This is a genomic window from Paraburkholderia ribeironis, assembly GCF_900019265.1.
GTDB lineage: Bacteria > Pseudomonadota > Gammaproteobacteria > Burkholderiales > Burkholderiaceae > Paraburkholderia > Paraburkholderia ribeironis.
In genome coordinates, this window is the sequence record NZ_CYGX02000115.1 from 15,132 (window position 1) to 35,365 (window position 20,234).

At 66.1% G+C, this 20,234-nt stretch carries 19 protein-coding genes, 1 pseudogene and 1 riboswitch; of the genes and pseudogenes, 11 read left to right on the forward strand and 9 right to left on the reverse strand.

Annotated features, from left to right (window positions below; translation table 11 throughout):
* Window positions 1-139: 139 nt before the first annotated feature.
* A riboswitch (cobalamin riboswitch) is annotated at window positions 140-395 on the forward strand.
* A 90-nt stretch (window positions 396-485) separates the two neighbouring features.
* Genes BN2475_RS31200 through cobC form a run of 6 tightly spaced genes read left to right on the forward strand, consistent with a single transcriptional unit; the run spans window position 486 to window position 6,859 of the window.
* Window positions 486-2,396, forward strand: coding sequence for a TonB-dependent receptor domain-containing protein (locus tag BN2475_RS31200; RefSeq protein ID WP_094783233.1), 1,911 nt, complete (start codon window positions 486-488; stop codon window positions 2,394-2,396).
* Between the two features lie 42 nt (window positions 2,397-2,438).
* Entirely contained in the window at window positions 2,439-3,521 is a 1,083-nt protein-coding gene (locus BN2475_RS31205; protein WP_094783234.1) for a FecCD family ABC transporter permease, read from the forward strand.
* Complete coding sequence (locus BN2475_RS31210; protein ID WP_094783235.1) at window positions 3,518-4,360, forward strand: ABC transporter ATP-binding protein; 843 nt, start codon at window positions 3,518-3,520, stop codon at window positions 4,358-4,360. The genes BN2475_RS31205 and BN2475_RS31210 overlap by 4 nt, the downstream gene beginning before the upstream one ends.
* 36 nt (window positions 4,361-4,396) lie before the next feature.
* Window positions 4,397-5,458 carry a nicotinate-nucleotide--dimethylbenzimidazole phosphoribosyltransferase gene (gene cobT / locus BN2475_RS31215; RefSeq protein WP_094783236.1) on the forward strand — a complete coding sequence of 354 codons (1,062 nt, stop codon included), beginning with the start codon at window positions 4,397-4,399 and terminating at the stop codon, window positions 5,456-5,458.
* A 49-nt stretch (window positions 5,459-5,507) separates the two neighbouring features.
* The gene (locus BN2475_RS31220; RefSeq protein WP_094783251.1) at window positions 5,508-6,284 is read left to right on the forward strand and encodes an adenosylcobinamide-GDP ribazoletransferase; all 777 of its coding nucleotides are present in this window, start codon (window positions 5,508-5,510) and stop codon (window positions 6,282-6,284) included.
* On the forward strand, window positions 6,269-6,859 hold the full coding sequence (cobC, locus tag BN2475_RS31225) for an alpha-ribazole phosphatase (protein ID WP_094783237.1): 591 nt from the start codon (window positions 6,269-6,271) through the stop codon (window positions 6,857-6,859). The genes BN2475_RS31220 and cobC overlap by 16 nt, the downstream gene beginning before the upstream one ends.
* Window positions 6,860-6,973: 114 nt before the next feature.
* Here the strand turns inward: cobC and BN2475_RS31230 are convergent, their stop codons facing one another.
* From BN2475_RS31230 to cobU, 4 genes are all read right to left on the reverse strand, one after another.
* Window positions 6,974-7,900 carry a cobalamin-binding protein gene (locus BN2475_RS31230; protein WP_094783238.1) on the reverse strand — a complete coding sequence of 309 codons (927 nt, stop codon included), beginning with the start codon at window positions 7,898-7,900 and terminating at the stop codon, window positions 6,974-6,976.
* An 87-nt stretch (window positions 7,901-7,987) separates the two neighbouring features.
* A complete protein-coding gene (gene cobD / locus BN2475_RS31235) occupies window positions 7,988-9,055 on the reverse strand; it encodes a threonine-phosphate decarboxylase CobD (RefSeq protein ID WP_174642094.1) in 1,068 nt (355 codons plus the stop codon).
* Between the two features lie 64 nt (window positions 9,056-9,119).
* Window positions 9,120-10,055 carry an adenosylcobinamide-phosphate synthase CbiB gene (gene cbiB / locus BN2475_RS31240; RefSeq protein ID WP_094783240.1) on the reverse strand — a complete coding sequence of 312 codons (936 nt, stop codon included), beginning with the start codon at window positions 10,053-10,055 and terminating at the stop codon, window positions 9,120-9,122.
* A complete protein-coding gene (cobU, locus tag BN2475_RS31245) occupies window positions 10,055-10,609 on the reverse strand; it encodes a bifunctional adenosylcobinamide kinase/adenosylcobinamide-phosphate guanylyltransferase (RefSeq protein WP_094783241.1) in 555 nt (184 codons plus the stop codon). Before cobU ends, cbiB begins: the two co-directional genes overlap by 1 nt.
* 322 nt (window positions 10,610-10,931) lie before the next feature.
* Between cobU and BN2475_RS31250 the strand changes: the two genes are divergently transcribed.
* Both BN2475_RS31250 and BN2475_RS31255 read left to right on the forward strand, forming a co-directional pair.
* Window positions 10,932-12,392 carry a cobyric acid synthase gene (locus tag BN2475_RS31250; protein WP_245841705.1) on the forward strand — a complete coding sequence of 487 codons (1,461 nt, stop codon included), beginning with the start codon at window positions 10,932-10,934 and terminating at the stop codon, window positions 12,390-12,392.
* A gap of 151 nt (window positions 12,393-12,543) precedes the next feature.
* Window positions 12,544-12,960 carry a DoxX family protein gene (locus BN2475_RS31255; protein WP_094783243.1) on the forward strand — a complete coding sequence of 139 codons (417 nt, stop codon included), beginning with the start codon at window positions 12,544-12,546 and terminating at the stop codon, window positions 12,958-12,960.
* 129 nt (window positions 12,961-13,089) lie between these two features.
* Here BN2475_RS31255 and BN2475_RS31260 read toward each other — a convergent pair whose 3' ends face one another.
* Window positions 13,090-13,509 (reverse strand): PaaI family thioesterase, encoded by a 420-nt coding sequence (locus BN2475_RS31260; RefSeq protein WP_094783252.1) that lies wholly within the window; start codon window positions 13,507-13,509, stop codon window positions 13,090-13,092.
* A 209-nt stretch (window positions 13,510-13,718) separates the two neighbouring features.
* On the opposite strand from BN2475_RS31260, the gene BN2475_RS31265 reads away from it, so the two are divergent.
* Window positions 13,719-14,357 carry a ParA family protein gene (locus tag BN2475_RS31265; protein WP_094783244.1) on the forward strand — a complete coding sequence of 213 codons (639 nt, stop codon included), beginning with the start codon at window positions 13,719-13,721 and terminating at the stop codon, window positions 14,355-14,357.
* Between the two features lie 242 nt (window positions 14,358-14,599).
* On the opposite strand, the gene panD is transcribed toward BN2475_RS31265, so the two are convergent.
* The 4 genes from panD to BN2475_RS31285 form a co-directional block, all read right to left on the reverse strand.
* A complete protein-coding gene (panD, locus tag BN2475_RS31270; RefSeq protein ID WP_094783245.1) occupies window positions 14,600-14,986 on the reverse strand; it encodes an aspartate 1-decarboxylase in 387 nt (128 codons plus the stop codon).
* 41 nt (window positions 14,987-15,027) lie between these two features.
* Complete coding sequence (panC, locus tag BN2475_RS31275; RefSeq protein ID WP_094783246.1) at window positions 15,028-15,861, reverse strand: pantoate--beta-alanine ligase; 834 nt, start codon at window positions 15,859-15,861, stop codon at window positions 15,028-15,030.
* 218 nt (window positions 15,862-16,079) lie between these two features.
* A complete protein-coding gene (locus BN2475_RS31280; protein WP_094783247.1) occupies window positions 16,080-16,955 on the reverse strand; it encodes a segregation and condensation protein A in 876 nt (291 codons plus the stop codon).
* A gap of 20 nt (window positions 16,956-16,975) precedes the next feature.
* On the reverse strand, window positions 16,976-17,161 hold the full coding sequence (locus BN2475_RS31285; protein WP_094783248.1) for a DUF3460 family protein: 186 nt from the start codon (window positions 17,159-17,161) through the stop codon (window positions 16,976-16,978).
* A 223-nt stretch (window positions 17,162-17,384) separates the two neighbouring features.
* On the opposite strand from BN2475_RS31285, the gene BN2475_RS31290 reads away from it, so the two are divergent.
* Window positions 17,385-19,220, forward strand: coding sequence for an autotransporter assembly complex protein TamA (locus BN2475_RS31290; protein WP_094783249.1), 1,836 nt, complete (start codon window positions 17,385-17,387; stop codon window positions 19,218-19,220).
* 28 nt (window positions 19,221-19,248) lie between these two features.
* Window positions 19,249-20,234 (forward strand): annotated as a pseudogene (locus BN2475_RS31295) (translocation/assembly module TamB domain-containing protein); the annotation flags it as partial.

Here is a 20,234-nt window from a genome sequence, read left to right on the forward strand (position 1 = left end):
CGAGACGTAACAACATCGCTTTGTGCCGGCTTTTCTCGACCAGATGATGAAAAAGTACTCACTCGCCGGACAATAACCTGCATCCAGCAGAACAGCTTGCGCGAGGAGCGGCCTTTCTTGACGCACTGCGAGCCCGCTCCTAAACTGCCCGCACTCTGGTGCCCGTGCGCTCTTTCACAGTGCGCACAGTTAAACGGGAAGCAGGGCGCGCCGTTCATCAGAACGCGCGAACCTGCGCTGCCCCCGCAACGGTAAGCGACCGCATTCGTCATGCAGGTCGATCCTGAAACGCATGTCCGAAGTTCAACATGCGAGTGTGCCACTGCGCGTCACGCGTGGGAAGGCGGGATCGATGTGTCGCCAGCCCGGATACCGGCCAGAGGGAGAGGTACGTCCCCCGCATAAACGTTAAACATGGGGCGCCTCGTTACGCATCGGCCTGCGGGGAAGCGGGCCGTGCACGCTATCCACAGGAATGTCATCCCATGCTGTCCCCCATCGCCCGCGCGACGCTGCTCGCTTTTGCGGGCCTGCCGCTCGTCGTGCACGCTCAGGCTGAGGGTTCTGCGGCGGCGTCTTCATCAGCGGCTGCATCGGCCGACGATGCGAATGCCACCGCGACGAACGCATCGCCCATCGTGTTGTCGCCGGTTGTCGTGACCGCGCGGCGCGGGCCGCAAGCGCTCGCGGACACGATCCCGCAGACCTCTCTATTCGATCGGCAGGATCTCGCCGATACCACCGCGACCGATTTGCCCGGCTTGCTGCAACTCGCGCCGGGTGCGCAAATCTCGCGTACAGGCGGCCCTGGTTCGACCGCGAGCCTCTTTCTGCGCGGCGCGTCGTCGACGCAATCGCTGTTGCTGATCGACGGCGTGCGGGTCGATTCGGTGAGTCTGGGTGCGCCGCAACTCGCGCAGATTCCACTCGACCAGATCGATCACGTCGAAGTGGTGAACGGCAATGTATCGGCGTTATACGGCTCGGGCGCGATCGGCGGCGTGGTGCAGGTATTCAGGAAGGAGGGCGGTGATCATCCGCCGCGTTTCAATTTTTCGGTGGGCTACGGCAGTTATCACACGCAGACGCAGCAGGCTGGCGTGAACGGCGCACTGGATCAGGACGGCCGCACGACCTTCAGCATTTCGCTCGCGCGCTCGAAGGACGACGGCTTTTCATCGCTCAATCCGAAAGAGGCGCCCAATGCCAATCCGAATGCGAACGGCTATCTGAACGAGAGCGTCTCGGCTTCGCTGCGCCATCAGTTCAACGAGAGATGGGACGCCGGCGTCAGCTATTTCCAGTCGAACGGCAACAACAGCTATGACAACGCGTATGGCGTGCCGACCGATCTGAACAACCTGTATAGCAAGGTGCGCCAGGTGTCGGCGTTTGCGAACGGCAAGCTGACCGACTGGTGGACTACGCATCTGATCGTCTCCGAGGGCGACGACCGCAGCGTGTCGAAGACCAACGGCGTATACGGCGACCGCTTCGATACCGACAATCGCCAGTACACATGGCAGAACGATTTCGCGCTTGGCGCGCAGCAGAAGCTGCAGGTCGGCTACGAGCATCTCGATCAGCGCCTCGACTCGGGTACGTTCGCGGCGCCGGACCGTCATGTGGATTCGGGCTTCGCCGGTTACACGGCGCGCTTCGGACGCAGTCAGATTCAGGCCAACGTGCGGCGCGACCAGTATTCCGACTTCGGTGGAGCAAACAGTTACTATCTCGGCTACGGTTTCGACATCACGACGCACTGGAAGGCAACCGCAAGCTATTCGAGTTCATTTCGCGCGCCGAGCTTCGACGATCTGTACTATCCGATCAGCGGCAATCCTGCGATCCAGCCGGAGCGCAGTCATTCGATCGAAGCCGCGTTGCAGTACGCGTCGACGGCGCTTGGCGTGATGCGCGTGAGCGCATTCCAGACCCGCTATTCGAATCTGATCGACTACGCGCAGGTGACACCCGGCATCTATCTGGCCGAGAACGTCGGCCATGCGAAGGTGCAGGGGCTGGAAGGATCGTGGAGCGGGCATGTCGGCAAGACGGATGTGCGCGCGTCGGTGACGCTGCAAAACCCCGTCGACCTCGACAACGATGTCGACCTCGTGCGGCGCGCACGGCGCTTCGGTGCGCTCGCGGTGAATCGCAGCATCGACCGCTGGCGCGTGGGTGGCGAGTGGATCGTGGGCGGCCCGCGCGACGATAGCAGCGGCAAGCTGGGCGGCTACGGCGTCGTGAATCTGTCGGCACGCTATAACGTCACGAAAGCATGGTACGTGGTGGCGCAAATCCAGAACCTGTTGAACAAGGACTATGAAACGGCCTACTCGTATAACTCGCCGGGACGCGGTGCGTATGCCACGCTCGGCTGGCAGCAGCAGTGACGGATACGCTGCATTAAGTGCGTGCAAATGAGGAGCATGCGAATGAGCCGTCATCCGGCTTCACTGCCCGCCGCTCGCGTGCGGACCATGAACGCGAAGCGCGCAGCCGCGATCTGGCTGGTGCTCGCGGCCGTTGCGCTGGCGGTGCTGATGGCGTCGCTCGCGCTCGGCAGTGTGTCGCTTGCGCCCGGCCGCGTGCTGGCCGCGCTGCTGCCGGCGCATGCGTGGCATGCGGCGCCGGGCGTGCCCGCGCCGTCGCTCGGATCGGCTGACGTGGCAGGCGAGATCGTCCGCACGCTGCGGCTGCCGCGCGCATTGGCGGGCTTCGCGTGCGGCGCATTGCTCGCGTTGGCCGGTGCGCTGCTGCAAGTGCTGTTGCGCAATCCGCTCGCCGAACCCTATGTGCTGGGCGTGTCGGGCGGCGCGGCGACGTTCGCGCTGGTGGCGATGATCGGCGGCTGCGCGTGGTGGATCGTCGACGCCAGCGCGTTCGCCGGCGCATTCGTGTCGATCCTGCTGGTGCTCGGGCTCGCGCGCCGCGAGTTGTGGCGCGGCGAGCCGCAGGACACGTCGCCGCGTTTGCTGCTGACCGGCGCGGTGATCGCGGCGGGCTGGGGCGCGCTCATCACGCTGCTGCTCAACATCGCGCCCGACAGCCGTCTGCGCGGCATGCTGTTCTGGCTGACCGGCGATCTCAACGGCGGCGCGCTGCCGTGGACGGCGCTCGCCGCGCTGCTGGTCGTGCTGGTGGCGATCGTGCCGGTGGCGCCGCGCCTGAACGTGCTGCTGCGCGGCGACGCGGCCGCGCAGGCATTGGGCGTCGCCGTGATGCCGCTGCGCTTGCGCGTGTATCTGGTGGCGTCGCTCGCGGCCGCCGCCGCGGTCACGACGGCGGGCACCATCGGCTTTGTCGGCCTGGTGGTGCCACATGTGTTGCGCCTCGCGTTTGGCAACGATCAGCGCATGCTGCTGCCGGCCGCCGCGCTCGGCGGCGGCGTCGCGGTGATGGGTGCGGACCTGATTGCACGCATCGTGATCGCGCCAGCGCAATTGCCGGTCGGCGTGATCACGTCGCTCGTCGGCGTGCCGGTGTTCCTCTGGATGCTGTTGCGCCGAGCTCGATGATGCAAGCCCACCACAACGCGTCCGCTCCCGCTCTCAGCGCGCAAAGTCTGACCTTGCGTGCGGGCACGCGCACGCTGCTCGACGGCTTCACGCACAGCTTTCACGCCGGCGAGATCTGGTGCGTCGCCGGCCCGAACGGCGCGGGCAAGACCACGCTGCTGTCCACGCTCGCGGGCTTGTTGCAGCCAGAGGCGGGTCATGTCGAGCTGGATGGCGTACGCGTGACCGACTGGCGGCCGCTACCGCTCGCGCAGCGCCGCGCGTTGATGCCGCAAAGCGCACCCGATGCGTTCAGCGCAAGCGTGCTCGAAATCGTCATGCTGAACCGCTTTCCGCATCTGAGCGGCTGGGGCTGGGAGCGCGCGGCCGATCGCGCCGCCGCGCATGCGGCGCTGGACCGGTTGGGCCTCGCCGCGTTCGCGACGCGCGACGTGCTGTCGCTATCGGGCGGTGAGCGTCAACGCGTCGCGCTGGCGGCGGTGCTGTGCCAGGAGGCGCCGCTTCTGCTGCTTGACGAACCGTTGTCGCATCTCGATCTGCATCATCAGATTGACTGCCTTGAGGCGCTCACCGAGTGGACGCGCGAGCCGCGCCATACCGTAATGTTCTCGTGCCACGACCTGAATCTGGCGCGCCGTTTTGCGACGCATGCGCTGCTGCTTGATGGCGCGGGTGGCGCGTGCGCCGGACCGGTGCACGACGTGCTGACGCCTGCGCTCGCGAGCCGCGCGTTCGGCTACCCGTTGATTCTGATTCGCGACGGCGAACACGAGGCGTTGATTCCCGCGCCGCGCGCACGTCATGAATCGCTTGCCGGCGATGATACGTCGGCAGGATGACTGTTCTATTCAAACATTCTCTTTCAGACAATGCCCATGACTTCTTCGCCACGTCCGACCGGTTTGCCCGAAGTCGCACCACTCGACCAAACGCTGCGCGCCGAGTTGCAGCACATCATCGATACCCGCACCAAGCCGCCCGGCAGTCTTGGCCGGCTTGAAACGCTCGCGCGGCAGATGGGCCTGATCCAGCGCAGCACGCATCCCACGGTGCAGCGTCCGGCCATGATCGTCTTTGCCGGCGACCACGGCATTGCTGCGGAAGGCGTGAGTCCGTATCCGCAAGCGGTGACCGCGCAGATGGTCGCCAACTTCCTCGCGGGCGGCGCGGCGATCAATGCGTTGAGCCGGGTTGCCGGGCTCGAACTCGAAGTGGTCAACGCGGGCATCGCGACGCCGCTGCCGTCGACCGATGGACTTGTCGACATGCCGATTGCGCCCGGCACGCGCAACTTCGCGCATGAACCCGCGATGACGCATGCCGAAGCGCTCGCCGCGATGCAGGCGGGCGCGGCTCGCGTGCGCCATCACGCGGCGCTCGGCACCAACGTGATCGGCTTCGGCGAAATGGGGATCGCGAACACTTCGGCGGCCGCCTGTTTGATGAGCCGCTTGTGTGGGGTGCCGATCGACGAGTGCGTCGGTCGCGGCACCGGTCTGGACAACGCGGGGCTGGCGAAAAAGCGCAACGTGCTCGCGGCGGCTCTCGCGCATCACCCACTGGTCACCACGCCGCTCGAGGTGCTCGCCACCTTCGGCGGCTTCGAGATCGCGATGATGGCCGGCGCGTATCTCGCGGCCGCCGAAGCACGGATGACGATCCTGGTCGATGGCTTCATCGCCACATCGGCGCTGCTGATCGCCGATGCATTCGCGCCTGACGTGCGCGAGTACTGCGTGTTCGCGCATGCGTCGAACGAGGCGGGGCATCGGCGCATGCTCGACCATTTCGGCGCGCAGCCGTTGTTGTCGCTCGATATGCGCCTCGGCGAAGGCACTGGCGCGGCGCTCGCCGTGCCGCTGCTACGCGCGGCGGTGGCGTTCGTCAACGAAATGGCGAGCTTCGAATCGGCCGGCGTCGCGGATCGCGACGCGTGACGCGGTTCCTGCAAGCCAGCATGCACCCGGCCCACTCATGAACCCACCCGTGAACCCGCTCATGGAACTGCGCTACTTCTTCACGGCGCTCGGCTACTTCACGCGCGTGCCCGTGCCGCGCTGGGTCGGCTACGAGCCGCATTATCTGAACGCGGCGGCACGCTATTTTCCATTGGTCGGCGTCCTGATCGGCGCGTCGAGCGCGCTGGTCTACCTCGCCGCGCTGCGCGTGTTTCCAGCGGGCGTCGCGGTGCTGTTGTCGATGACTGCGTCGTTGCTGGTGACGGGAGCGTTTCACGAAGACGGCCTGGCCGATTGCGTCGATGCGTTCGGTGGCGCCTATACGCGCGATGACGTGTTGCGGATCATGCATGATTCGCGCATCGGAGCATTTGGCGCTATCGCGCTGGTGCTCGCCTTGGCGTTGAAGTGGCAAACGCTCGCGGCCTTGCCACCGTTGCGCGCCGCCAGCCTGATGATTGCCGCGCATGCGGCGAGCCGTGCCTGTGCGATCAGCTATCTGGCCACGCATGACTATGTACGTGCTGAAGGCAAAGCCAAGCCGGTCGCCCAGCGTTTGAGCGGCCCCGCGTTGCTGTGCGCCGCGCTGTTCGGTTTGCCGTGGCTGCTGTGGCCGAATGGGCCCGGTGCGCCGGATTGGCGTTTCGCGGCCGTGATGTTGGCAGTCCTGACGATATCTCGCTTTGCGATGGGCCGTTATTTCGTTCGACGCATTGGCGGTTACACCGGCGACTGCCTTGGCTTCGCTCAGCAGATTTTCGAATTGAGCATCTACCTGGTGGGGCTCGCATGGATATCATCCTGATTCGTCATCCTGCCGTCGCACTCGATGCCGGTGTGTGTTATGGCCAGAGCGACGTCGCGCTGGCGGAAGACGCCGGGGTATCGTCGAGTGCGCTTGCGCTGAAGCTCGCCACGTTACAGGTGCCGGCGCCGCGCGTGTTGATGTCGAGTCCGCTCACGCGCTGCTCGGCGCTTGCAGCCGAGATGGCCAACGACTTCGGCTGCGCGCTCAGCCACGACGAGCGCCTGAAGGAAATGAATTTCGGCGATTGGGAGACGCAGCGCTGGGACGCGATCGACCGCGTGCTGCTCGACGACTGGGCGGCCAATTTCGAGCACGCGCGTGCGCATGGCGGTGAAAGCGTCGCGCAATTCGTCGAGCGGGTGCGTGCATGGCTCGACGCGTTCGCGCAGACGCGTGAGCTGTCGCCGGCGTATGTGGTCACGCACGCCGGCGTGATGCGGGTGATTGCGTCGCTGGCGCTGGAAGTGCCGCTCGAGCACAGTCTGCGCTGGTCGCTCGAGATGGCGGGGATCGTCTGGTTGCGCAGGGACGACGAGACGCAGCAGTGGGCGCTGGTTCGATGGAATGCGTGACGGCGAAGAAGTGATCACGCGTACCTGATCATGTGACGCTCGCCATCGTGCAGGCCGCCGCGCGCAAGTGTGGTCGCGGGTCGCTGGTCACAGCACAGCACGCGTTACGGCGCATCACTTCCTGCGCGATCGCGCCGTCTCCAGATCTTCACATAGCTGCTGCGCGCCCTGTGCGATGCGGGGTGCCGGCCGATTGATCAGATCGCCGTCGATCACGAAGAGGTTGTGGTTCGCCACCGCGCTCAAGCCCGGCCACGCCCGCCATAGGTCGAGTTGAGGCAATGCGGTGTCGGGCCGGGTCGCACCGGGCGCGGCCGTGACGATCGCCTCCGGGTTCGCGGCGAGCACCGCTTCGGTTGAGACGGTCGGCACCAGCGGCTGGAGTCCCGCGAACACATTGCGGCCGCCGCACAGCGCGATGACGTCGCTGACCATATGCTCGCCGTTGAGCGTCATCAACGGCCTGTCCCACACCTGATAGAACACGCTGACGGGCGGCCGGCTCGCATACTGCGCACGCAAGCTCGCGATGTCCTGACGATACGCGGCCGCCGCGGCATCCGCGGTCGACGACGTGCCGAGCAATTGCCCAAGCCTCATCAGCGACACGGCCACGTCGTCGAGATGACGCGGCTCGCTGAAGAACAGGGGAACGTGCAGCTCGCGCAGCCGTTCGAGTTGGCGCTGCGCATTGCCATGCCGCCACACCACGATCAGATCCGGCTTCAACGCGACGATGCGCTCGAGATCGAGCGCCTTGTTGTCGCCGACGCGCGGCAACTGCCTCGCTGCAGGCGGATAGTCGCTGTATGACACGGCGCCGACCATTTTCGCGCCGCCGCCCGCAGCATAGAGCAGCTCGGTGACGTGCGGCGCAAGGCTGATCACGCGCTGCGCGGGGGCCGGCAGCGTGACGGTCGCGCCGGAGTCGTCGGTGACGGTGATTGCGGCGTGCACGCCTGGCGCGGCGGCGTAGAGTGAGGCGGCGGTGACGAGCTGCGCGAGGCGGATGAGGCGAGTGAGTCGGATGGGGCGGATCATCGGGCGAGGAGGTTGAAGGCGCGTTGAACGTGTGACCTGCGGGATGAGCATGAGGGAACGCAGCGGGCTCGTGTGTGCTTCGCTACATCAACCGGTTCGCGCGGCATCGAGCGCTCGAACCGCCGCGCGCAAACTTTCTTCGAAGCGGGCCCATTGCGCGTCGTTCGCGGGCAGGCCGACACGCACGCTGCCCGACGCCGTGAACAGTCGCGTCCACACGCCGCCCCGCGCCAGCGCTTCATGCAAACCGGCGGCGCGTGCATCGTCGGTCCATGCGAATAGGGGCGTGCTGCGCGTCGCGAAACCGTGGTCATGCAACAGCGCGACCAGTCGCGCGCTTTCGCTGGCGAGGCGCGTGCGCATTTGCCGTTGCCATGCCTCGTCGGCGAACGCGGCGCTGACGGCATGACGCGCCGGACCGCTGACCGTCCACGCGCCCAGCGTGCGACGCAACGAGTCGAGCAGCGCGGGCGCGGCGAGTACGAACCCCGCGCGCACGCCCGCGAGACCGAAAAATTTGCCCGGCGAGCGCAACACGATCAGGCCGTCGAGATGCGTGCTTGCCGCGAGCGACGCCGCGGGCATCGTATCGGCGAACGCTTCGTCGACCAGCAACGTGCCGCCGCGTGCGCGCAACTGCGCATGCCAGTGCAGCAGCTGGTCCACGCCCAGATGCTCGGCGGTCGGATTGTTAGGATTCACGACGATTGCGTGAGTGAGCGCATCGGGCAAGCGCTGCCAGCGCACATCCAGCGGCGCGACGTGATGCCCGGCACGGGCGAACGCGGGTGCATATTCGCTATACGTGAGCGGCGCGATGCCGACCGTCGCACGCGGCAGCAGGGCGGGCAGCGCGCGAATCGCTGCCTGGCTTCCGGCGACGGGCAGCACGTGCGCCGCATCGGGCGCGCGGTAGTAGCGTGCGGCGCAGGCGGCGAAGCCATCGCCTTCGTCAGGCAGGCGGCGCCAGGCATCGGCGGGAACCGGCGGCACCGGATAGCCGTGCGGATTGATTCCCGTCGACAGGTCGAGCCACTGCGCGTACGGAATGCCGTAGCGCTCGGCTGCTTCGTGCAGGTTGCCGCCGTGCGCGACCGTATCGGGCGTGGCGCTGGCGTGGGCGCGGCGCATCGGGTCTGACATTGGATCGGTCATCCGCTCAGTCATCCGCTCAGTCATTCGCTCAGTCATCCGCTCAGTCATTCACTCAGTCATTCGATCAGCCATGCAACGGCACGCTCAGCAAGGCCAGCACGATCAGCATCGCCAGCCACAGAATCACCGTTCGCTCGACCAGCATCAGCGCGGCAGTCACGTGACTGGCCCGCGCGGGGTGTCCGAAGCCGAGCGTCGGCCGATGTTCGAGCACGCCGTGATACACCGCCGGCCCGCCGACCAGCACGTTCAGACTGCCCGCGCCGGCGGCCATCACCGGCCCGGCGTTCGGGCTGTCCCAGCGCGGCGCCTGCTCGCGCCAACACCGCCACGCGGTGTGCGTGTCGCCGAGCAGCGCATAGCTGGTGGCGGTCAGTCGTGCGGGAATCCAGTTGAGCACGTCGTCGAGGCGCGCCGCGGCCCAGCCGAAGCGCAAATAACGCGGCGTTCGATAACCCCACATTGCGTCGAGCGTGTTGGCCAGCCGAAACCCGAGCGCGCCTGGACCGCCCGCGATCGCGAACCAGAACAGCGCGCCGAAGATCGCATCGTTGCCGTTTTCGAGTGCCGATTCGACGGCGGCACGCGAGAGCGCGGCTTCGTCGGCCTGGGCGGTTTCGCGCGACACGATCCGCGCGGTCAGCAAGCGCGCCTGCGCGAGATCGCGTTGGGTGAGCGCGTGCGCAATTGGCGCGATGTGATCGTGCAGACTGCGCGCGCCGAGCGCGAACCACAACAACGCGACATGCACGCCGCAGGCCGCATAAAACGGCAGCGCGGCAACCAGCAACCACGCGATCAGCACCGGCGGCAGCACCGCCAGCGACCATGCGAGCAAGCCCTTGAGCCGCAAACGCCGGCCCGCGTTGTAGCGCTTCTCCAGGCGCATCGCCCAGTTGCCGAATCCCACCAGCGGATGAGCCCTGCCGGGTTCGCCGAACCAACGGTCGACGGCCACGCCCGCGGTCGCCAGCGTCGCGATGAGAGGCAACGACAGCATCACGCGCGGCCCGCGCTTTTCAGCGCCAGCGGCAGGCCCGCGACCATCATCGTGGCGGTGCTGCTCACTGCGGCGATGCGCTGATTGAGTCGGCCGAGCTCGTCGACGTAAAGACGCGTGGCCGCGCCGAGCGGCACTACGCCCAGGCCGATTTCATTGCTGACCACGATCACCTTGCCTTGTGCATTGCGCAGGGCCGCTTCGAGCGCGGCGACGTGCGCATGGTACCGATCGATCGGCAGCGCTTCGCCTTCGGCCGGACAGAGCAGGTTGACGAGCCACAGCGTCAGGCAGTCGATCAGCGTGCAATGGCCGGTCGCGTCGCTTTGCGTGAGCGCGCCGGCCAGATCGACGCCCGCTTCGAGCAGTTGCCAATGCCCAGGACGTCGTGCGCGATGGTGCGCGATGCGCGCGCTGAATTCGGCGTCGTCGGCCACGCGGGCGGTGGCGATGTAGGTGACGGGGAGGGCGCTGTCGCTGGCAAGCTGTTCGGCGTGCACGCTCTTGCCCGAGCGGGCGCCGCCGAGAACGAAGGTGAGGTCGCGGGGAGTCATCGCATGATTGTACCGGCGTGCAGCGCAGGCCGGCGCGATGGGATAATGCTGCGTGCCGTGCGCGGCGTTGCTGAACGAGGGCTTCGTTGCTGCATGAACGATGCGCGAATGCCGGCCGGGTTTTGCCAGCGGTTTCCGGACGTTTTGCCCGGACTTCCGCCTCCTGACCGCGACCCGAACACCGCCGGACTGCCGTCCCTTTTCATTGTCATTGTCTTCATTGTCATTGTCTTAACGCCGCCGAGCCCGACACCCCGTGACCACCGCATCGATTCCGACTCCGACTTCGCAGGACGCCCCAGCCGTGCCGCGCGGCACACTGATGATTCAGGGCACCACGTCCGACGCCGGCAAGAGCACGCTGGTGGCTGGTTTGTGCCGACTCGCGCGGCGCGCCGGGGTGCGCGTGGCGCCGTTCAAGCCGCAGAACATGGCGCTCAACAGCGCGGTGACGGTCGACGGCGGCGAGATCGGCCGCGCCCAGGCGTTGCAGGCGGTGGCCGCGGGGATAGCCGCGCACACCGATCTGAATCCGGTGCTGCTCAAGCCGACCAGCGATCGCGGCGCGCAGGTGATCATCCACGGCAAGGCGCGCATGAATCTGGACGCACGCGCGTATCACGACTACAAACCCATCGCGTTCGACGCGGTGCTGCAATCGTATGCACGCCTGCAGGCGGCGTACGACACGATCTTTGTCGAAGGTGCGGGCAGTCCTGCCGAGGTCAATCTGCGCGAACGCGACATCGCCAACATGGGTTTCGCGGAAGCCGTCGATTGCCCGGTCGTGCTGGTCGCCGACATCGATCGCGGCGGCGTGTTCGCGCATCTGACCGGCACGCTCGCGTGCTTGTCGGCGAGCGAGCAGGCGCGGGTGCGTGGCTTCATCATCAACCGCTTTCGCGGCGACGTCAGTTTGCTCGAGCCCGGCCTGGACTGGCTGGAAGCGAAGACCGGCAAGCCGGTGCTCGGCGTCGTCCCGTATCTGCACGGTCTGACGCTCGACGCCGAAGACATGCTGCCGCCCGAGCTACGCGCGGCGCATAGCGGCGACGCGGGACAAATGCTGCGGGTGGTCGTGCCCGTGCTGCCGCATATCAGCAATCACACCGATTTCGACGCGCTGCGCGCGCACCGCCAGGTCGATTTTCACTACGTGCGGAGCGGCACAGCGCCGCCGCCGGCCGATCTGATCATCCTGCCGGGCTCGAAGAACGTGCGCGGTGATCTGGCGTTTTTGCGCACACAGGGCTGGGACGCGGTGCTGCAAAGACATCTGCGCTACGGCGGACGGGTGATCGGCATTTGCGGCGGCATGCAGATGCTGGGCCGCGAAGTGGCCGATCCGCACGGCGTGGAGGGTGCGCCGGGGACGTCGGCGGGGCTGGGCTGGCTCGATTATTCGACGCTCCTCACGCGCGACAAGACACTGAAGAACGTGACCGGGCACCTTGCGCTGCCGGGTTCGCCCGCAGTGACCGGCTACGAGATCCACATGGGCGAGACGCGCGGCCCAGCGCTGGATACACCCGCGTCGCGGCTGGACGACGCGCAAGGCGCGCATCCCGACGGCGCGCTGTCCGCCGACGGCCAGATTCTCGCCAGCTATGTACACGGCCTGTTCGACACACCGGCCGCGTGCGCCGCGTTGCTCGCGTGGGCGGGGCTGAGCGACGCCGAAAAAATCGACTATGCGGCGTTGCGCGAGGCTTCGCTGGATCGTCTCGCGGATACGCTCGCGGATCACCTCGACCTTGCGAAGCTCTTTGCGGCGGTTGGTTGACCGGGATCAGCGCGAATCTGGTGATTAGATCCTATTGAGAAACAATCAAAGCCGCAGGAGCGGTTTTTCGGCTTATTTGGTTCGAATAGAGTTTCGGCATCGACGGCCGGCTGCCGGCCCGTCCTCGTCCTCCTCCATCAAAGGATTCGTCATGAACTCGAACCGTTCCGCCGATCTGGCTGCCTTGGTCCTTCGCGTCGCCTTGGGCGTGCTGTATCTCGCCCATAGTCTGCAGAAGATTTTCGTTTTTACGCTGCCCGGTACGGCGCAATTTTTCGTTTCGCTCGGCTTGCCGGGGTGGCTCGGCTATCTGACCGCTTTCGTCGAACTGATCGGCGGCATCGCGCTGCTGTTGGGCGTGCAGGTCCGCTGGGTCGCGCTGGTGTTGCTGCCGTTCATGCTTGGCGCGATGTCGGCGCATCTGCATAACGGTTGGGGTTTTGCGTCGCCGAACGGCGGCTGGGAATATCCGGCATTCTGGGCAGTGACGCTGGTGGTGCAAGCGCTGCTCGGTGGCGGCGTGCTCGCGGTGAGCGGGTCAAAGGCACCACGCGTGGCGGCTGCCTGAAGGGTTGGCCGGGTTGGCCGGTCGCGCACCGATCCCGCGCCCGGCAACAAAAAAGCACGCGCCGCGAGGCCGCGTGCTTTTTTTGCGTCATGCGCCGGCGCCGGCCATTAGTGCGCCGCGCCCGTCCGCTCAATACAACACGATCTGCGTGCAGCGAAACAGCGCCATCGTCTTGCCATTCGGATCGGTGACGGTAGCGTCCCACACCTGCGTGCTGCGTCCCAGATGCACACTCTTGGCGACCGCGCGGATCGTGCCTTCGGTCGCGGTGCCGAGAAAGTTGCTTTTCAGCTCGATGGTCGTGAAATTGCGCGCCGTCTCCGGCAGATGCGCGAGGCAAGCGTAGCCGCACGCGGTGTCGGCGAGGCCGATCACGGTGGCGGCATGCAAAAAGCCGTTCGGCGCAAGCAATTCGGCGCGCACCGTCAATTCCGCGGTGAGAACGCCTTGGTCCAGCGACACCACGTGTATGCCCAGTAGCCCTGGCAGCTTGCCCCGCTGGCGTTCGTGCAGGTGTTCGACAGTGTATTCCGGGCGCAGTTTGCTCATGAGATTCGGGTCCTCGGTCAAAAAAAATGGCTGGATGGAGCGGTCGATTCGCCATCGGGGGCTTCGCCGCGCTGGATTTGTCGATATTATCAACGGCTGGATCGGCGGGTGATCTTAAAAGCGGTACGGATCGCAAACCGCCGGCGCGTGTCAGAGTGATAGCGCGGCAAACCGGCTGGCGGTACCCAGCCTTCTTTCCGGGGGAATTCATGACGGTGATCGTGGTGGCGAATCCAAAGGGCGGCGTGGGCAAAAGCACGCTGGCGACCAATCTGGCCGGGTATTTCGCCGCGGCGGGCGAATGGGTCGCGCTGGCCGACCTCGACAAGCAACACTCCGCGCACGCATGGCTGGAGCTGCGGCCCGACACGCTGCCGGCCATCGAAACCTGGGAAGTCAACCCGGACACCCCGGCCAAGCCGCCCAAGGGCCTCGAGCACGCGGTCATCGATACGCCGGCCGGGTTGCACGGCAATCGCATGAGCATCGCGCTGGATCTGGCCGACAAGGTGATCGTGCCGCTGCAGCCGTCGATGTTCGATATTCTCGCCACCCAGGAATTCCTCGAGCGGCTGGCCAAGGAAAAGGCGGTCAGGAAAGGCGCGATCGAAATCGGCGTGGTCGGCATGCGCGTCGACGCCCGCACGCGCTCCGCGGAGCAGCTGCATCGCTTTGTCGAGGGATTGAAGCTGCCTGTGCTGGGCTATCTGCGCGACACGCAGAACTACGTGCAACTGGCGGCGCACGGCCTGACGTTGTGGGACGTCGCGAAAAGCCGCGTGGAGAAGGATCTGGAGCAGTGGCAGCCGATCGTCGAATGGACCGATGGGGCGGCGCGAAAGACTTGAAGCAACCCGCGCAGTCGTGCGGCACCGCCCGCTTGTCGGGGGGCTTGCGCGGTGAACGGGGAAACGACGCGCGGTCAGTAGCGCGGTGATTGCGCCAATCGGCGTGCTAATAAGGCGTGCCAATGGGAGTGCCCGGTGCGCGTCTGCACCGAGCGTCGAAGCCAGCGAAAAAAGCCGATGCTGTGGCGCCGCTCAGGGCCGCTCAGGGCCGCTCAGGGCCGCTCAGGGCCGCTCAGGGCCATTCAGGTCCAGTTCTGCGTGGGCACGTGGTCGCGGCTGCCCTTGATCCGGTTGTTCTCGTCGACGAACACCAGATCCGGCTTCCAGCCCGCCTTCAGTTCCGCTTCATCGACCACTGCGAATGCCGCGATGATCACCAGATCGCCCAGCTGCGCGCGCCGCGCGGCCGAACCGTTCAGCGAAATCATGCCGCTGCCGCGCTCGCCCTTGATCGCGTAGGTCGAGAAGCGCTCGCCGTTGTTGATGTTCCAGATGTCGATCCGTTCGTTTTCGACGATATTCGCTGCTTCCAGCAAATCTTCGTCGATCGCGCACGAGCCTTCGTAGTGCAGCTCGCAGTGCGTGACCGCGACGCGGTGAATCTTCGACTTCAGCATGTTGCGTTGCATGATCAATCCTGTATGGCTTCAGTTGCGACTTCTTTGCGGCTTCAGATTTCGAGGTTGTCGATCAGACGGGTCGCGCCGAGTTTGGCCGCGGCCAGCACGACCAGTGGCGCTTGCGCGTCTTGCGCGCCCGGCGGCAGCAGGTTCGAGCGCTTGCGCACCGCGACGTAGTCGGGCTGCCAGCCGCGTGCGGCCAGCGCCGCCATCGCCGCCTGTTCGAGTTTTGCGAAGTCGCGCTCGCCGGCGAGAACCGCATCGCGCACCCGATTGAGCTCGGCGGCCAGCATCGGCGCCTCGGCGCGTTCGGCGGCCTGCAGATAGCGGTTGCGCGAGCTGAGCGCGAGGCCGTCGGTGTCGCGCACGGTTTCGGCGGCAATGATGTCGGTCGGCAGCGCGAACTGGTGGCACATGCTGCGCACGATCATCAGCTGCTGGTAATCCTTCTTGCCGAACACTGCGACGCGCGGCTGCACGCACGACATCAGCTTCATGACGACGGTGCACACGCCCTGGAAGAAACCGGGCCGGAATTCACCTTCGAGAATGTCGCCCAGATCGTGCGGCGGATGCACGCGGTACTCCTGCGGTTCCGGATACAGATCCTTTTCCGTCGGCGCGAACAGCACGTAGACATTTTCTTTTTGCAGCTTCTCGATGTCGGCTTCGAGCGTGCGCGGATATTTGTCGAAATCTTCGTTCGGACCGAACTGCAGCCGGTTGACGAAAATGCTCGCCACCACCGGGTCGCCGTGCTGGCGCGCGAGGCGCATCAGCGACAGATGGCCCTCATGCAGATTGCCCATGGTCGGCACGAAGGCCGTGCGATTCTGGCCTCGCAACTGGTCGCGCAATTCATGGATCGAGCTGATGACTTTCATGATCGGACAGGGATTTCCTCGCGCGGCGCGCGACTCGGTTGGCGCGACTTCAGGCAATCGCGCTGGCTACCGCCTCATTGGTGATGACGGGTTTGGAGCGCGGGATTGTAGTGGATTTGCGAGCCATGTGCACCGAAACGAGGCAGCGCCGCGGCGCACCCGCTGCCGTGCGGGCCCTGCCGGCGCCGGTGCATGCGGCCGGCGCGCGGTTGACGGCCTCAGGCCGGCAAATAGGCAAGGCGCACATAGATCGGTGCGAACGGCTCCGCCTGAGTGATTTCGACGAGCGATTCGCGGCACAGTTCGAGCACCGCGATGAAATTCACCACCACGACCGGCACGCCCCGGCTCGTGTCGAACAGGTCGGAGAACTCGATGAAGCGCGCATTTTGCAGTTGCCGCAGGATCGAACTCATGTGCTCGCGCACCGACAGCTCCTCGCGCGAAATCTTGTGATGCTGGACCAGCTTCGCCCGCTTGATCACGTCAGCCCACGCGGCGCGCAGGTCTTCGCTGTTCACGTCGGGAAAGCGCGGCGTGATGCTTTGCTCGATGTAGACTTCGGCGCGCAGGAAGTCGCGCCCGAGTTGCGGCAACTGGTCGATGCGTTGCGCGGCGAGCTTCATTTGCTCGTATTCGAGCAGGCGGCGCACCAGTTCCGCCCGCGGATCTTCGGCTTCTTCGCCGCTGTCGGCCTTCTTGACCGGCAGCAGCATGCGCGACTTGATCTCGATCAGCATCGCGGCCATCAGCAGATATTCGGACGCCAGTTCGAGATTGGTCTCACGCAGCTGTTCGACATAACCGAGGTACTGCACCGTGACATCCGCCATCGGAATGTCGAGCACGTTGAAGTTCTGCTTGCGGATCAGGTACAGCAACAGATCGAGCGGTCCTTCGAACGTTTCGAGAAACACTTCGAGCGCGTCCGGCGGAATGTACAGATCGGTCGGCAGCTTGAAGAGCGGCTCGCCGTACAGGCGCGCGAAAGCGATGCCGTCGACGGTGTCGGGCGTCGAATCGGTGGCGGGCGCGGCAAGCGCGGCGTCGGCGGGAGCCTGTGCTGCGCCGTGTGCCTCGTCGGCGTGACTCATTGTCGGCGTGACTTCGGCGCTTAGAAGTTCTGGTAGTACGAGTAAGGCGTCTGTTCGACGCGCGACGCTTTCTGCGCGGCGCGCTCTTCCAGATCGATCGGCTGTTTGTCCCACAGCAGTGCCCGGCCGCGGCGTTGCTCGGCTTCCAGATTGGGCTTCTGTTGCTTGAGCTGGTTCAGGAACTGGGTGATGTCCGATTGATACATGGCTCGACGTCCGTGGTGGGTGAAGTGGCGGCGGCCCGGCGCAAACCCGGGGCGCGGCGTCGTTGTGCCGGAATTTTACCGCATGCGCCGCGTGCGGTCGAAAAACAGCGCCGCGCCTGTTTTTGGGATCTCGCGGCGTCCGCCAATGTGGTCAAATAACAAGCCTCGGCCGCCGCCGCGCGGCCGGGTCGAAGAATTCATCAACCATGGCCGGAGGTCCTGTTTGGCGGGATGCGCGATCGACAAGCCGCATGCGCGGCGCGGCGAGGCCGGTGCGGGACGCGGGCGTCTGACGCCGGTGCTGCGCTGGCTGCGCGCGTCGCTGGCCTTCGGCATCGTGGTGCTCACGCTGACTGCCGGCACCGCCCATGCCGCGCGTGCGGCAGCCAGCTACAAGGTCGACGTGCAGGCCACGCCGCGTTCGCTGCGCAAACTACTCGAAACGCATCTGGACATTGCCCGCTTCGCGAAGCGCGCCGATATCAGCGACGACCAGTTCGCCTTCCTCGTCACCGCCACGCCGCAGCAGGTGCGCGACCTGGCCGCGACCCAGGGCTATTTCACGCCGGTCGTGCGCACGGACGTGCGCACCGTCGACGACACGCGGCACGTCACCGTGAGCGTCGAGCCCGGTCCGCAAACCATTGTCACGTCAGTGTCGCTGTCGTTTCGCGGCGCGGTGCTGACCGAAGACCCGGCGCAGGAAAACGCCACGCGGTTCGCGTTTTCGCTGCACGAGGGCGAGCCGTTCTCGCAGGGCGACTGGGACGACGCGAAGAACGCGTCGCTGCGAGTCCTGCAGTCGCGCCGCTACCTGGGCGCGAAGATCTACCACTCCGAGGCGCTGGTCGATCCGCGCACGCACGAGGCGAAACTGTCGGTCACTTACGACAGCGGGCCGACCTTCACGCTGGGCCAGCTCGACGTATCGGGCACGCGTCGCTATCCCGAGCAGATCGTCCACAACGTCAATCCGATTACGCCGGGCGATGTCTACGACACGCGGCTCGTCGCGGAATTGCAGCGGCAGTTGCAGAACACGCCGTACTTCGCGAGCGTCGCGATCGACGTGGATAGCGACCCGGCCAAGGCGGCCGACACGCCGGTTCACGTGAAAGTGTCGGAATTTCCGTTCCACAGTTTCCGCGGCGGGGTCGGCTACTCGACCGACAACGGCCCCCTGGTGCAGGGCGCATACTCGTATCTGAACACGTTCGGCAAGGCATGGCCGTTCATCCTCCAAGGTCGCGTCGACCAGACCCAGCAATACGGGCAGATCCAGCTCGCGATGCCGCCGGGGCCGCGCGCATGGACCAACAGCGTGCTGGCGTCCTACACCACGACCGATGTTTCCGACACGCGCATCTACAGCATCCGCGGCGGCGTGCAGCGTTCCCGCAGCTCGCAGTTCCTCGACTACAGCTTTTCGCTGCTGTACTACCAGGACCGGCTCGACCAGAACGCGGCCCCGCCGACCACTGCCCACGCGCTGGTGCCGGCATTCTCGTGGACCCGCCGCAATACCGACGACCCGCTGTTCCCGCGCAAGGGCAACCTGATCCACGTCGAGGCGGGCTTCGCGATCAAGGGCGTGCTGACCGACCAGACGTTCATCCGCGGCTACGCTCGCGGCCAGCAGTACCTGCCCATCGGTGAGAACGACATCGTGCTGGTGCGCGCCGAACTCGGCGGCGTATTCACGAGCGGCAGTTCGAGCGGCGTGCCGGCCTCGCTGCTGTTTCGCGCCGGCGGTTCGAACTCGGTGCGCGGCTATGGCTTCCAGAGCATCGGCAACGACGTCGCCGGGTCGGTGCTGCCCACCAAATATCTCGTGACCGGGGCGGCCGAGTACCAACACTGGTTTTCGCACAATTGGGGCGCGGCGGCGTTCTTCGACATCGGCACCGCCACCGATACCTGGGGCGAAAAGGTCTTTTTTCCCGGCGTCGGCGTGGGCGCGCGTTGGCGCAGCCCGGTCGGCCCGGTCAATGTCGATCTCGCTTATGGCATCCGCAACCGCAGCGTGCGACCCTATCTGACGCTGGGCATCGCCTTCTGATGAGAAGCCGCTTTGACATGATTCGCGCATGACCAACGACGTCGCCGACCCACCCCCTGCGCAGCCGCCCGGCGCCCAGCCGCCCGGACAGCCGCCCGGACAGCCGCCGCCCGAACCGCCGGCGAGGCGCCGGCTCGGCCGCGCGCTGCTCAAAACGTTCGCGTGGATGGTGGTCGTGCTGGTGTTGCTGGTTGCGGTGGCGGTGGGCCTGTTGTACGGCGCGCTGACCACCGAGCGCGGCACCGCCTATGCGTGGCAGGCGGCGGTCAGGCTGCTGGGCGGCAAGCTGGGTGGCACGCTCGTGGGCGGCACGCTGGCGAACGGCGTGCAACTGCGGCAAGTGCGCTGGCGCAGTCTCGACGGCAGCGGCACCGACATCCAGATCGACCGCGTGGCGGGACGCTGGGCACTCGCGGGCGAACCGTGGCGCTTCACGATCGATTATCTGCACGTCGGCACGATCGACGCGCGGATCGGCCCGTCGGCGCCCAGCCGCGAACCGCTGCAGCTGCCGCAAGACTTGCGCTTGCCGCTGCAACTCGAAGTGCGCGACGTACAGGTCGATACACTGCTGCTGCACCAGGGCGCATCGACGACCGAGCTGTCGCGCTTCGCGTTTCACGGCCGCAGCGACGGGCGCCATCACGAGGCGGCGATCGAGCGGCTCGATACACCGTTCGGCGCGGTGACGGCATCGGCGAAGCTCGACGGCGTGCGGCCGTTTCCGCTCACCGGGGACGTCAGCTATGCGGGCAAGGTCAACAACGAGGCGGTGCAGGTGGGCGGCCACCTGGGCGGCTCGCTCGAGCAACTCGTCGCCGAACTCGACGCCACCGGTATGAAGCTCGCCGGTCACGCGCGGATCGAAGCCACGCCGTTCGCCGCGGTGCCGTTGCAACGCGCGACGCTGACCTTCGATCACATCAATCCGCAAGCCTTCGCGCCAGGTGCGCCGCGCGCCGATCTGGCCGTGCGGGCCGAGTTGCAGCCGGTGGGGCAGGAGCTGTCTCTTAT